Origin of the sequence: Martelella endophytica (assembly GCF_000960975.1) — a bacterium.
In the GTDB taxonomy this organism is placed as follows: domain Bacteria; phylum Pseudomonadota; class Alphaproteobacteria; order Rhizobiales; family Rhizobiaceae; genus Martelella; species Martelella endophytica.
The window spans coordinates 3,749,731-3,763,320 of sequence record NZ_CP010803.1 but is presented as its reverse complement, the minus strand read 5'-3'; the positions used below and the strand labels follow the sequence as shown (position 1 = coordinate 3,763,320).

Genomic DNA, 13,590 nt, shown 5'->3' with positions numbered 1-13,590 from the left:
CAATCATGCACGATATGCGTATCTCCGGCCGTGGCGGCGGCAAGGGCGGCAAGAGCGGTGGCTCGGGCGGCTATAGCGAAGCGGCGAACACGCTGCGCTCCAAACAGACGCTGCGGCTTCTGTTTCTGGTCAGCGAAGGCGTCACCGGCGGGCTGAAGGACGGGGCGAAGTCGATCTTCTTCGATGACGTGCCGGTACAGAATAGCGACGGCACGCTCAACTTCGAAGGCGGCTCGTTCGAAACCCGCAATGGCTTTCCCGACCAGGCGGCCTTGTCCGGCTTTCCGGCTGTCGAGAACGAACAGGGCGTCGGCGTCGAGATCAAGAAGGATCTGTCGGCAACGCGTGCCATCACCAATCTCGCGGCAACGGCGGTGCGCGTTTCCATTCAGGTGCCGCAGCTGATCTTCACCGATCCCGACAATGGCAATGTCAAAGAGAATTCGGTTGATATCGCCATCGATCGCCGAACCGAGGAAGGCACATGGCAAGAGGTCCGCACCGATACGATCTCGGGCAAATGCACCTCGCCCTATGTCCGGGCCTATCGGATCCCGCTTGAGGGAACCGGGCCATGGTATATCCGCGTGCGTCGGCTCTCCGAAGATGCCAACGGCACCACGTCGAACAACCAGACCTACTGGTCCTCCTATACGGTGATTGAAGACTACCGGCTGACCTATCCCGACAGTGCGGTGATGGGCGTGACGCTTGATGCAGCCGAGTTCGGCGGCGGTGCCATTCCGACGGTCTCTGTCGACTGGGCCGGGATCGAGATTGCCGTGCCGTCGAACTTTGATCCGGAGGCGCGTAGCTATGCCGGTGTCTGGGATGGCACGTTCAAACGCGCGGTCACCGATAACCCGGCCTGGATCTTCTATGATCTCGTGGTCAATGACCGCTATGGCCTCGGCCAGTATGTCGATGTCGGGCAGGTGTCCAAATGGGCGCTCTACGAGATCGCGCAATACTGCGACGAAGCGGTCGATGACGGGTTCGGGGGTAAGGAACCGCGCTATACGTTCAATGGCGCGATCACGTCGCGTGATGAGGCGATCAATGTCCTGACGGCTTTTGCCGGTGTGTTCCGTGGCATGGTCTACTGGGGCACGGGCGCGGTCACGGCGGTCTGTGACAAGCCTGCCGATCCCGTCAAGCTGGTGACGCCCGCCAATGTGGTCGATGGCACATTCAGCTATCAGGGATCGGCGCTCTCGGCCCGCCACACGCAAGTGCTTGTTCGCTGGTTCGATCCGGCCAACAATTACATGCCGGCCATCGAAGTGGTCGAGGATGCCGATGCCGTTGCACGTTACGGCTCGCGCCAGACCGAGATCCAGGCGATCGGCTGCTGCTCGCGCGGGCAGGCGCATCGCTATGGCGCATGGCTGCTCGATACCGAACAGAACTCGACCGAGGTCGTGACCTATCGGGCCGGGCTCGATCACGCCGATGTCGCGCCGGGTGATGTCGTGCTGGTCGCCGATCCTTCCTATGCCGGCGTGCGCTATGGCGGGCGGGTGAAGGCGGTATCCGAAGATCTTGCATCGGTCACGCTCGATGCGCCGGTGACATTGGCAGACGGCGATGCTTATACGCTGACTGTTGTCATGCCGGACGGCAGTCTCGCAGACAGAACGGTGACGGCCGGGGCAGGGGAAACGGAAACACTCGCCCTGTCTTCGGCCCTTCCAGATCGCCCTGTTACCGGTGCGATGTGGATCCTGACGGGTTCGGATGCGGCGCCACGCCCGTTCCGGGTGCTGTCGATCACGGAAAACGACAAGCACCAGTTCGATGTCTCGGCGTTGATCTATGATGCGACCAAATGGGATCGCGTCGAGAAGGGACTGGAGCTCGAGCCGCCGTCCTTCTCGACCTATCCGACCGGTCCGCTTCTGGCGCCGTCGAATGTCACGGTCGCGGAATATCTCTATCTCGCCGGTGGCGTCTCTGCACGTGGCGCCGTCAGCATTGGCTGGAGCGCACCGAATGACACAAGGGCAACGCTCTATGAGGTCCAGTATCAGGAGCAGGGCGGCATCTGGCTTGCTGTTGGAACAACGGAAAGCGTGTCGATCGATTTGCAGGATCTTGATCCGGGGATCTATAGTTTCAGGGTTCGCTCGGTCTTTGCCGCGCTCAACCAGCGCTCGCCCTGGGCAACGCTGGATGCAGTCTATCTCGCAAGCGTGCTGTCGCCGCCTTCCAATGTTGAGCACTTCAATATTGCTGTCATTGGCGATGTCGCGACGCTGACCTGGTCGCCGGTGGCGGCGCTCAACCTGTCGCATTACGTGATCCGCTATTCGCCGGAACTGACGGGCGTGTCCTGGCGGTCATCCGGCGCGCAGCTTGATCATGTCGATGCCACAAGCGTGCAGATCCCGACGCGGCCTGGCACCTATCTGATCAAGGCTGTGACGCGGCAGGGGGTGGAAAGCCCGCTTGCGACGATCATCCAGACGACAGTCGGCGCCACGCCGATGAACGCCGTGGAACGCTTTGTCGAACAGCCGGACTGGTCCGGAACGTTTGACGGTTGCCGGGTGGGAGAGCCGGGGCTGCGGCTTGACGAGGCGGAAGACGGCGGGCTGTTACCCTCCGGCACTTACGTGTCTTCTCGCACGATCGATCTCGGCTCGGTCTATACCTCCCGCGTGACGCCGGTCTTGTCGGTCTATGGGCAGGATGTTGATGACACCATGGTCAAATGGCCGGTGCTGAGCGCGCTGGATGGCATTGTCGGTGCGGATGCGTCGAAGTGGAATGCGGTCATGGAGATGCGCACCACGGATGACGATCCGGAAAGTGCCGGCGCTCTCTGGTCAGACTGGCGTGAGGCGGCGACCGGCGACGTGGCAGCAAGAGCCTATCAGATGAGGCTGGTCCTCACCTCGGTCGATGACAACATCACGCCGATCGTCGCGCGGGCCGAGCTGACGGTCGACATGCCCGACAGGATCCTGAGCGGCAACAATCTTGCCGTGCCCTCGCAGGGAAGACGGATTGGCTTCGATCCGCCTTACTTCGGCCTGACCGGACTTTCGGTCTCGGCCCAGGGCCTGCGCTTCGGTGACTTCTACGAGATCGCAAACAAAGACGAGAGCGGCTTTGACATCGTGTTCAAAGACCAGTCCGGCACGCCTGTCGAACGGTCGTTCGACTATGTCGCCGCCGGCTACGGAAAGGTGCATGCATGACACAGCATAACAATGTGACGATCGACCCGACCGTCACCAATGGCTCGCAGCTCGCGGCCAATATCAACAGCTGGCGCACAGCAACGCTCTCGCTGCATAGCGGTGTGGAACGCCCTACCTACGCCACCGGCGGCACAATGTGGATCAGCACCGCTTCCAAACCGTGGAAGCTCTTTGTCTTCGACGGCGCGGCCGATGTCGCGATCGGCGAGGTGGATCCCGACGGGCACGGTTTTTTGAGTGCCGGCGGAACCGCCTTCACCAATGACCTGATGACGGCCGGCGATGCGGCAGATGCCCGCGGCAAGCTCGGCGCTTACGCAACGAACGGCGGAACGCTCACCGGCTTTGTCCGGGTGCTGTTCGACGGCGCGACGCTGGCATCGTTCCAGGCGAGCGGCCAGTACGACGCCCGGATCGAGTTCCGCTCCAACAATGGCGGTAACAGCTATGTCGAGGTCGGTCAGCGCAACAATGGCGATGGCTTCATCTGGTCGCGGGGCATGGAGTATTCGTTCCGCAGCAATGGCGATCTGGCCGCCGGCGCCGGCTGGACCATTCATTCCGATGGCAATGTCAGCGGTTCCGTCTGGAACAACTGGGGCCGGTCGGATGCCTATTCGGCCATTAATGACCGGATCGAAAGCAGGGCGTCCGCCTATGCCAACAGCCGCGCCGCCGCCGGCGCCCGCGTGCAGCATGACAGCGGCACATACGAGATCGGCACGGTCCAGACCACCGGCAACACGGTCGACTGCCCGGACGGCATGTTCATCACCGGCCTGCGCTGTCAGAACTATGACTGGGCGGTGCGCGAGATCTATGTCCGGGCCAAATATGCGAGGAACCAATAATGGCGACCACAATCACGCCCGACAGCGCCAATGCGCTCAATCCGGATCTCGACCACGATGCGCTCGGATATCTGCTCTCGCTGGCCTATCCCGGCGCAGAACCGGGCAGGGACTTTAGCACTGGCCATATTGTCGATGACGAGACCGGCGAGCGCGTCGGTTCGGCCGTGATTCTCGACTGGCAGATCGATGCGGCCTTTCCAGCGCCGGGTGATCTTCATGCCCTGTTCGATGCACATCGCGATGCGGTCGAGGCCTTCGTCCAGGAGCGTTCAAACCGCGCTCTGCGCCATGCTATCGATGCCGAACGCGACCTCAGGATTGCGGCAGGTTTTGTCTTCAGCGGCGTAATGTATCAATCCCGGGCCGAGGACCGGGAGAACATTGCCGGCGCGGCAACGGCCGCCCTTGGCGCCATCATCAACGGTGCTGCGGCGGGCGACTATCGCTGGCATGGCGGCGCCAGCGATTTTGTCTGGATCGCAGCCGACAACAGCACGCACAAGATGGATGCAGCGACCATGTATGCGCTTGGCCAGGCAGCACTTGCCCACAAGCAGGCGCACCTCTTCGCTGCCCGGGCGCTGAAGGATCTGTTACCGATCCCGGCTGATTTTGCCGCCGACAGAAACTGGCCGGAGTAGCACCATGCCATCACTGACAATCGGACTGAGCCTTGCGGCCAATCGGCCACCAGGTCGCAGGCGCTGGTGGGCGTCTGCCGCCTTTCCGGTCACTGACATCGATACGGGTCTGACGCTCGGCCCGGCCGCCATTCTGGACTTTGGCGGCAATCGCTATGCGATCACCGAAGGCTGGTGGGAACTTCCGGCTTATGCGGCGGTCAATACTAACGGGATCGGCAAGCCGCCGGCCGCCATTCTTGATTTTTCCTCTGACAGATATGCGAGGTGAACCATGCGAAACGCAGGTTTTGCGGAGATGATTGATTTTACCCGGCCGGGTACGGCGACCTATGTCGATGCCGACGGGATGATCCGTATCGCCGCGGCCGATGTGCCGCGGTTTGATTATACCAATGGGCGGCGGCAGTTGCTGCTGGAGGGGCCGGCGACAAATACTGCCACAGGCAATAGCGCGGCATTCAACGGATCCGGTGGTTCACAGCATTCGACGATGACGGCGGGACAGCTGGACCCGGCCGGCGGTGATGACGCCAGATTGTTTACTGCGGGGCCTGATCAGGGTGTCCAGTGCGCGCAAATGACGGCGAATTTTACTGCTGCGACCGCCACGACGGTGAGTGTCTTCGTCAAGGCGGGTACGTCAGGCATCGTGCAGCTCGCATACTCGTTCGGTGTGAACAACACGTCGTTTGCAAACTTTGATCTGATGGCGGGAACGCTCTTGCGTAAGGCGAATTGTTCAGCCGGCATTTCGCCTGTCGGATCGGGGTGGTACCGGGTTTCCATGACAGGCTTGCCAGCTGCCACGGCATTCTCGACGTTCTATGTCGCGGCCATTCCGGATGCTGAAGTGGCCCGATTGCCTGCCTTCGAGGGCGCGGAAGAGACCTTTTATGTTTGGGGGCCGCAGGTGGAAGCAAGCGATTTTGCATCCTCCTATATTCCGACTTCTGGGACGGCAGTCACCCGTCCGGCTGACAAGGCCCAATTGACGGAGCCGGTTGCGGCTTTGTTGCAGCGGGGCGAAGCTAGTGTGGTGGTTTCCGGGGAAAAGGTAACGCCCCTTGGGACCGTAAACGGCGTAATTCTTGGTGGCTACGAGAATGCCGATTTCGCCATACTGCTCAGGGCAGATAATAACGCGATGGTCATCGGATACCCTTCAATTGTCATCAGCATCTATGAAGCGCCTACACCGAGTATGGGGGTAGGCGTGTCCTGGGACACAAACGGCAAGAGCGGGGCACTTGATGGCTTCGCGCCCGTATCCACATCGTCAACTCAGGAAGCAGAGCTGGCTCCCTCTTTTTTAGGAAGGAATGCTACCGGGTATTATGCCCAGGGTTGGTATGATCAACTCGTAATCTGGCCGTTCCGTGTCACCGACGATGACCTCCAGGCAAAGGCGGTGCCCTATGCGTGACATCTTTCTGAAATTCTCCGACCATGCTGAGGCGTTGGTCGTTCTCAATACCGTGGGTGTGACGGGTCCAGCCGGAGAGGTTGAGCCTGTTCGGCTAACCTATTTCGATACGGACCTGCCAGCAGGCATGCTGGCGCTCAAGCCTGTCGGTGCTGCTTGCGATGGTCTCGTTTATGCACCGACTGGCAAGATGCTGACGGGTGAGGACGGCGTTGAGTATCCGGAGATGACGGCCGTTGATGGCTATCACGTCAACATCCGTATGGCTGACGGCGTAGCGCTGCCGAGCGAGCTTGCGGCCGTTCAGGTCGCGCCCGAGCCGGCGACGCCGGCCGAACGCTTCGCCTGACCGACTGCCGGCCTGACCGGCGAACAATCCAAGGAAAAACCAAGATGGATATCACCACGGTTTCCGAACCGGGGGCAGCCTTCGTGCGCGGGCACGAGGGCGCGCCCACGGTCGCCTACCTCGACCCGACCGGCACGCCGACGCTCTTTGCCGGCTTTACCATGAACTCACCCTATTGCCGGCTGGAGCTAGCAAAGATCGGAATCACGAAGATCGTCCCCGGCAAGACGAAAATCTCAGTTGCAGATGGCGACCGGATTTTCCGCGCCGTGCTCAATCAGGGCTACGCGAAGGAAGTCGTCGCCAATTCGCCGGCGGATCGGACGCAGTACCAGCTCGATGCGGCGACGAGTGCTGCCTATAATCTCGGCGGTCGCGTGGTCAGCACATGGCGCTTCGGCAACCTCTGGCGCGCCGGCAAGCTGAAGGCGGCGGCCGATTATCTCGCCACGCATTACAATACCTCGAAGGGCAAGAAGCTGCCCGGCCTTGTCCGCCGGCGCCAGGAAGAGGCGCTGCTGTTCGAACAGGGCGTCTACACCGGCGTGGATACCGCACCGGAGGGCGTTCCCCGTGACGCGTCAAACACCGCGCCGGACGCTGGCGATCCCGTCGTGCGCGATGTCCAGACCATGCTGAAAAGGCGCGGCTTTGATCCAGGTGCGATCGACGGCTGGTTCGGCGAGAAGACAAAGGAAGCTGTGCTGGCCTACCAGATGGCGCATCCGCATCTCGTGAACGACGGGATCATTGGCCCGGCAACGATCGCCCAGCTGCGCCGCGACATGGCAGCCCTGAAGGATGCAGCGCAGAAGTCCGGAGCCTCGGCCGCTGCCTCCGGCGTTCTTGCCTGGGCTTCAGGTCTGCCGGTTGGCTGGATTGTCGCCGGCGTCATTGCGGTTTCGGTTTGCTGGTTCGTCTGGCGATACCGTGACGTTGTGGCTCGTCGTATCAACACCGCTATCGGCCATGAGGTGGAAGTATGATCGCTGCCCTTGTGACGTGGTTGGCGAAGCTCGGCGCGGGCGGCATTGTCGATCGCGCCATCGATCTGGTCGAGAAGCGTGCCGCACTCGAAAACGACAGCGAGAAGGTCCGCGCCGAACTGACGGCTGAATACCTGAAGCAGGTCGTCGCCGAGACGCGGGAGATGGCTACTCTCAATACGGAAAAGCTTTCCGTTCCATGGTTCTGGCTGTTCGCTTCACTCTTCCTCGTGCCGCTTGCGATCTGGTGGGCGGCAATCTGCCTCTACAACATGCTGTGGTGTCCGGACTGCATCTATGCGCAGTCATGGACAATCGCGGCCTTTCCATCGCCCCTCGATGACTGGGCGGGGAGCATGATCCAGTGGGTCTTCTACATCGGTTCCGGCGTCGCCGGGCTTCGCGCAATTCTGAAATAGAGGGCAGGGGATGACAGTCGATCTGGCGCGGCATCTGGGTGAGGTTCAGGGCAAGCTGGATGCCCTGATCCAGAAGGTGGACGAGAACCGGACCAGCCATGACGAAATTCATCATCGCCTGAATACAGTCGAGCACCAGAACGAGCGCCTGATCGAACAGAACAAGGCACTTTCGGAACGCCTCGGCGAGACGGAGGAATTCGTCGCTGAGTATCAGAAGATCAAGCAGATCGGTCGCGGCTACATCTTGGGGGCGGCAATGGCCGGAACGGGATTTGGCGTGTGGCTCTCAGACGGCCTGATGCAGGCGCTCAAGGCTTTAAAAGGGGGGTAACTAAACGAGAAATCTGTAAAATTAGTATCCAGAATTGTATCGCTGCGCTTGATCAATATGTAGCTGCCTCGCCTATTTTTCGATTGCACTATGTTTGATCGAATGAAAGGGGCTTAGGCATTGAAGACTTCTATTGTCAGGCATTCCGCATAAAGGTATCTCTCACAGTCAGAACTTGTGAGGATGATACCTTTGCGCTGCCTGACGGCCCGAAATGATTAGGTTACGCGAGACCGGCAAGGCTCTTTCTCTGCTTCTCGCGTTTCTTGTAGCCTTTCTATCATGGGAGGTGAACCAGGGGCAGGTGAACTTTGGGCGGGGCATTGCCGACGTCCACTCGATGTCTCCTGACCGAGCCGCCATTGCCGCGACAAGTCACCTCTCCGATATGATCCTGCGTTCGCAGGAGCATCCGGTCTCTGGCAAGGTGGACAATCACGGCGGATGGGCCGGCGATGGTAGCGCCGAATTCAGGCCTCCAGTTTTTTGCCTCCTGTTGGTATTGCGCTGCCCGTTTATTCTGGCCGGTTCACGCGCCAGGCGGGCACTCGCGTCCTATCGCCCGCGCGCCCCTCCGTTCCCCGTATGAGACGATGCCTAAATACGGGGCAGTCGTCGTTATAAACGGCTGCTGCTCGCAGCTCTCACTACATTACGGGAATTGATACCATGCTGTTAAGCTATTCAGCAGCGGTGGCTTCCGCCGCCCGCCGCGCACCTCCACGCGGTTTTCAACGATACGACTTCCAACGCACAAGCCGTTCAGCTTCGTTTGGCAATTGCGGAGGGCTTCTTTAATGAAGCTGCGCAAGAGCCACAGGAATACGCGCGCCAACACGATGCTGGACGCCGTTTGTGCTTCTCTCCTCATAACAACGGAGATCGGCGCCATCCTCTTCTGGATCGCCTATTTGGTTTCGTCCCCTGGGTGGCGTTTATGGGCGTATGGAGGTGCGTGCGCTCTGTCTGCGATCTTCTTCGTCTGGTTCATACGGTGGAGCCAGGCTGAAGCAATAGAAGGGCCAGGCCAATAAATGACCGAGACTCGGCGCGGGCGGCATTGTCGACCGCGCCATCGATCTGGTCGCGAAACGTGCCGCACTCGAAAACGACGGCGAGAAGGTCCGCGCCGAACTGACGGCTGGTTCCGGGGAGGTTGAAGTCGATCTTGCTCACATCGGATCAATTCAGGTCGATGAAGCGAACACTTCAGCGGCCTTTTTCTCTGCCTGGATCCCGGGCGGCCTGCAGCCCGCCACGGCTGCAAGCGACGGGTCTCAGTCGCCAAACATAGTCCCGTCGAGGAATGCGAGTATCTCCGAAAGTTCTCGCGATCGTTCTCGGTGGGGGCGGAAAGCGGATGTCGACGTATGGGTATATCGAAGCGTCGTTGTCTATCGCCGCCTCGGCAAATCGGGGCAGCCTAGTGACCGATGCTGTAGTGCAAAACTTCTACGCCGCAAGTTTCGGCCAACGAAATCGCGATTGATGCAGCATCGTAGCCTTGGCAATTGCCAGTGAAACCGCAGATCGCTTCGTGAACGCTTGCCGATGCGCAGCTGTAGGAATTACCGCCCAAGGCCATGCAGATTCCTTTTCCTAAGTCGTTATCTCCGATACCCGTGCAATCGTAGGTCGGCTTGCCTCCTGCGAGGCAAACTGCCTGCCCAAGTGATCTAACTCCAGCGCAGTCGTAAGTTGGTTTGCCGCCCGCAAGGCAGACGCCTTGGGCATAAGAGGCGATGCCAGTGCACTCATAAGAAGGTCTTCCACTTGCGAGGCAGACACCCTGACCTAGCGAGGAGACACCGGTGCAGTCATACGAAGGTCGCCCGCCTGCCAAGCAAACACCCTGACCGAGAGAGGCGACGCCCATGCAGTCATACGAAGGCCGTCCGCCTGCCAGGCATACTCCCTGACCCAAAGAAATTGCGCCGATGCAATCGTAGGATGGTCTTCCACTTGCTGAGCATATTGATTGACCGGATATTTGTCCGCCTCGTAAGAAAATCGGCGCAAGCGTCTGTGCTATCCGGCAAAAATTGTATGTTTGCTGAAAGTTTTGAGCTAGCGCTGGCGTCCATCCGAGACTTACGACCGCAGCGGCCAATAGCATCCATTTCTTTGGATTTTTCATTGCAGGATTTTCTCGACGCAGGCCTAGTAGCCGCTGCATTTGTTTTTGTGCATCGCTGCCTCCATGGCGTTGATCTTACCTTTGGCATTTGAGATTTCGCCTTCCTTATCGCCTCCGGTAAGGCTGCTCATCGGCACGCCAATCAGAAACACGCCGAATGCATCGCCGTTAGCTGCTTCGTTCTGTTGTTTTGAAAGTGCAGCCAGGTTGTCTTTCTCGGCCTTCAGCTGTTGCGTGAGGGCCGCGCACCCGTCCCCTGAATAGGCTTCCATTGGAATGCTTGTTGCAATGATAGCATCTGGCCGACGTGCACAACCGCTGAGTACGGTAGCGATAACACCGACCCAAATTATCAAGCTTTTCATCCTGTCCCCCAATTGCCGACGATCCCCCTGATCGCCTCAAGAGAGTATACTAGACAATCGGGATTATTAGCCGCAATCAAAATCTGTACTATGAAGGTCTGGGGAGCAGAATTGGTTGGACTGCGTTTCAAATCGAGACTACGCGTCGCCCGGCCATAGTCATCGCTCTCTGCGTGATCCACCGATCGTCTGCCTATCCCACTTTATTTCCAGGTGATGGCCCGACAAGTCGCGGTGCCCATTCAGTTGTAGCTATTATCAATCGGCGAAGGCGTGCAGATACCGGCGGTCGAAGTGATCATCGTTGATCATGCCGATGACATGTAGGAACGGAATTCCCCTTTGCTCTGATGCGAGAGTAGGTACGACGGGCAGCATGAAGCCTCGTCACTTCAATGCCGCCGGATCTATCCAGCCGATACAGAGGTGCAGCTGCCATGTTGGAAGCGCTCCCCGACATCACCCATTCAGGCCGATTTAGACATGTCGCTATGGTCAGCTCCGACCTACTTTGGAAGGTTTCAGGAACAAAAGTGTAAACCAGGGCGTAAACTGACAGAGTTTTGGGGTTTGTCCCGGGTGCTAAGTCTCTGAAAAGATTGGCGACCCCTGCAGGATTCGAACCTGCGACCGTCGGCTTAGAAGGCCGGTGCTCTATCCAGCTGAGCTAAGGGGCCGGGCGGCACGTGGCGTGCCGTTGGTGCGGTGAGGCCTGACGGATGGCGCCAGTACCCGCGGTCAGTGCGTCCAGGGCTGGACGCGGTCGGGCTTGAAGTTGTCGGAATAGGAAACGACCTTCGTCTTGGTTTCCTTCGGCACGATCACCCGGTAGGCGATGCCGTGGCGACGGGCATAGGCCTCGGCCTCGTCCTGTGTCGGGAACCGCAGCTTGACCTGCTGCAGCATGTCCGACGAGGACGTATAGCCAAAGAGCGGGTCGATCTTGCGCGGCACTTCCTGTTCGAATTCGAGCACCCATTCGTGCGTCTTGGCCTGGCCCTGCTGCATCGCCGTTCTGGCGGGACGATAGATCTTCGCCGTCATGCTCTCTGCTCCGCTCCGTTGCTTAAGCCTCGCCGCGCGCGCGGCATTTCGTTCCCTACATAGCCAATTTTCGCGCGGCGGCAATAAAAATCAAGTCACGGCATGAATGCATCGCCCCTGTGCTCGCTGAACAAAACGCCCTGGCGGGCGTTGTGGATCAGTGATCGACGGCCCGAAGCTATGGGGAATGGAGCACTGCCGTGATGGGGCGTATCGGCCCAAGGCGGCGGAGGCTTCTCGCGGCGCCTGAAATTTGCTTATAGTGCGGGAATCAGCGGGCCTCATGCATCGGCAGTGTTGCCGGCGAGGCCCGTGGTCGCGGTTTCACGGGCCGCAAACGTGGCTTCAGCAAGCGAGGAATACGTTGAACGAGCTATCGTCTGAAATGCAGATGTTCGAACTGGCGCCGATTGCCATGTGGATCGAGGATTTCAGTGGGGTCAAGGCGCTCTTCGATCGCTGGCGAGACGAAGGCGTGACCGACATCCGGGCGTTTCTCGCGGAAGACCTTTCCCGCGTCGCCGCCTGCACGCGCAAGATCCGGGTGCTGAGGGTGAACCAGCGGACCTTGAGCCTGTTCGAAGCGCGCGATCTTCAGCATCTCGTCGATAATATCGGCCAGGTATTTCGCGACGACATGCTGCAGACCCACGTCATCGAGCTCGCCCAGCTTTTCGATGGCAAGCAGCATTTTTCGAGCGACACCGTCAATTACACGCTTTCCGGCCGCCGGCTCGATATCCAGCTTCGCGGCTCGGTTCTGCCGGGGCACGAGGACGACCTCGGCCGCATCCTGCTTACTACCGAGGATGTCACCGAGCGCGAGGCTGCCCGCCGCGCCGAACGTGCCCAGACGCTTTATGCCAAGGGGTTGTTCGATCATTCGCCGGTGTCTCTGTGGGTCGAGGATTTCAGCCGCATCAAGCTGATGATGGACGATCTGCGCGAGCGCGGCATCGTCGATCTCAGGACCTTTACCGATGTCCACCCGGAATTTGTCGCCCAGTGTCTGAGCGAGATCCGGGTCATCGACGTCAACCGCGCCACGCTCGACCTCTTCCGCGCGCCGGACCGCCAGGCGCTGCTGCAGAACCAGCACGCGATCTTCCGAAACGACATGCAGGACTATTTCCGCGAGCAGCTCATCGATCTCTGGGAAGGGCGGCTGCAGCACACCCACGAGGTGATGAACTACGCGCTCGACGGTACGGAGCGCTATGTCCTGCTGCAATTCAACATCTTTCCGGGCAGGGAGGATGACTGGTCGCTGGTCCAGGTCTCGCTCGCCGACATCACCGCGCGCAAGAAGGCCGAGGCCTATCTCGAATATCTGGGCAAGCACGATGTGCTGACCAAGCTCTATAACCGCGCCTTCTACACCGACGAGATGAACCGGCTCGAGCGCAAGGCAGTGCGGCCCGTCGGTGTCATCGTCATCGACCTCAACGGGCTGAAGGAGACCAACGACACGCTTGGCCATGATGCTGGCGACAGTCTGCTGCGGCGTCTCGGTGAGGTGCTGAACGAGGCAATCAAGCTGCCGAACTATGCCGCCCGCATCGGCGGCGACGAATTCGCCATCCTCATGCCGTCCACCAATCAGGAAGATGCCGAGGCGGCGCTGGAGGATATCCACAAGGTGCTCGACATCAATAACCAGTTCTATTCGAGCGCGCCGATCAGCATTTCCGCCGGCATTGCCATCTGCGAGAAGGGCGAAAGCCTCGAATCGGCCGCGCGCCGCGCCGATATCGCGATGTACCGCCACAAGCGCGAATTCTACGCCCACCTGTCCCGCAAGGCACCCGGCGCGTGAGGGGAGCAAAAGC

The 13,590-nt window shown here is 59.8% G+C and carries 13 protein-coding genes and 1 tRNA gene; 10 read left to right on the top strand and 4 right to left on the bottom strand.

Annotated elements, in window-relative coordinates; genetic code table 11:
* The first annotated feature begins 5 nt into the window (after positions 1 to 5).
* The 9 genes from TM49_RS17275 to TM49_RS17235 are packed head-to-tail and all read left to right on the top strand — an operon-like array spanning position 6 to position 8,215.
* Positions 6 to 3,203, top strand: a complete 3,198-nt coding sequence (locus TM49_RS17275; protein WP_052699906.1) for a TipJ family phage tail tip protein — start codon at positions 6 to 8, stop codon at positions 3,201 to 3,203.
* Positions 3,200 to 4,057: a hypothetical protein gene (locus TM49_RS17270; protein ID WP_045683094.1), complete on the top strand. Its 858-nt coding sequence runs from the start codon at positions 3,200 to 3,202 to the stop codon at positions 4,055 to 4,057. The genes TM49_RS17275 and TM49_RS17270 overlap by 4 nt, the downstream gene beginning before the upstream one ends.
* A complete protein-coding gene (locus TM49_RS17265) occupies positions 4,057 to 4,701 on the top strand; it encodes an XkdW family protein (RefSeq protein ID WP_045683093.1) in 645 nt (214 codons plus the stop codon). The genes TM49_RS17270 and TM49_RS17265 overlap by 1 nt, the downstream gene beginning before the upstream one ends.
* A 4-nt stretch (positions 4,702 to 4,705) precedes the next feature.
* A complete protein-coding gene (locus TM49_RS17260; RefSeq protein WP_045683092.1) occupies positions 4,706 to 4,972 on the top strand; it encodes a hypothetical protein in 267 nt (88 codons plus the stop codon).
* Between the two features lie 3 nt (positions 4,973 to 4,975).
* Positions 4,976 to 6,127, top strand: coding sequence for a phage head spike fiber domain-containing protein (locus TM49_RS17255; RefSeq protein WP_045683090.1), 1,152 nt, complete (start codon positions 4,976 to 4,978; stop codon positions 6,125 to 6,127).
* Positions 6,120 to 6,476 (top strand): hypothetical protein, encoded by a 357-nt coding sequence (locus TM49_RS17250; RefSeq protein WP_045683088.1) that lies wholly within the window; start codon positions 6,120 to 6,122, stop codon positions 6,474 to 6,476. Before TM49_RS17255 ends, TM49_RS17250 begins: the two co-directional genes overlap by 8 nt.
* A gap of 44 nt (positions 6,477 to 6,520) precedes the next feature.
* Complete coding sequence (locus TM49_RS17245; protein ID WP_045683087.1) at positions 6,521 to 7,462, top strand: glycoside hydrolase family protein; 942 nt, start codon at positions 6,521 to 6,523, stop codon at positions 7,460 to 7,462.
* The gene (locus tag TM49_RS17240; protein ID WP_244464747.1) at positions 7,459 to 7,881 is read left to right on the top strand and encodes a hypothetical protein; all 423 of its coding nucleotides are present in this window, start codon (positions 7,459 to 7,461) and stop codon (positions 7,879 to 7,881) included. The genes TM49_RS17245 and TM49_RS17240 overlap by 4 nt, the downstream gene beginning before the upstream one ends.
* Positions 7,882 to 7,891: 10 nt before the next feature.
* A complete protein-coding gene (locus tag TM49_RS17235) occupies positions 7,892 to 8,215 on the top strand; it encodes a hypothetical protein (RefSeq protein ID WP_045683086.1) in 324 nt (107 codons plus the stop codon).
* A 987-nt stretch (positions 8,216 to 9,202) separates the two neighbouring features.
* Here TM49_RS17235 and TM49_RS17225 read toward each other — a convergent pair.
* The 4 genes from TM49_RS17225 to TM49_RS17210 form a co-directional block, all read right to left on the bottom strand.
* Positions 9,203 to 9,391, bottom strand: a complete 189-nt coding sequence (locus TM49_RS17225) for a hypothetical protein (RefSeq protein ID WP_045683084.1) — start codon at positions 9,389 to 9,391, stop codon at positions 9,203 to 9,205.
* 984 nt (positions 9,392 to 10,375) lie between these two features.
* Positions 10,376 to 10,717, bottom strand: coding sequence for a hypothetical protein (locus TM49_RS17220; protein ID WP_045683082.1), 342 nt, complete (start codon positions 10,715 to 10,717; stop codon positions 10,376 to 10,378).
* A gap of 600 nt (positions 10,718 to 11,317) precedes the next feature.
* Positions 11,318 to 11,394 (bottom strand) — tRNA-Arg (locus TM49_RS17215).
* A gap of 61 nt (positions 11,395 to 11,455) precedes the next feature.
* Positions 11,456 to 11,761: an ETC complex I subunit gene (locus tag TM49_RS17210; protein WP_045683081.1), complete on the bottom strand. Its 306-nt coding sequence runs from the start codon at positions 11,759 to 11,761 to the stop codon at positions 11,456 to 11,458.
* A 385-nt stretch (positions 11,762 to 12,146) separates the two neighbouring features.
* Here TM49_RS17210 and TM49_RS17205 point away from each other — a divergent pair, with 385 nt between their 5' ends.
* Positions 12,147 to 13,577 carry a sensor domain-containing diguanylate cyclase gene (locus TM49_RS17205; protein WP_045683080.1) on the top strand — a complete coding sequence of 477 codons (1,431 nt, stop codon included), beginning with the start codon at positions 12,147 to 12,149 and terminating at the stop codon, positions 13,575 to 13,577.
* The last annotated feature ends 13 nt before the right edge of the window (positions 13,578 to 13,590 follow it).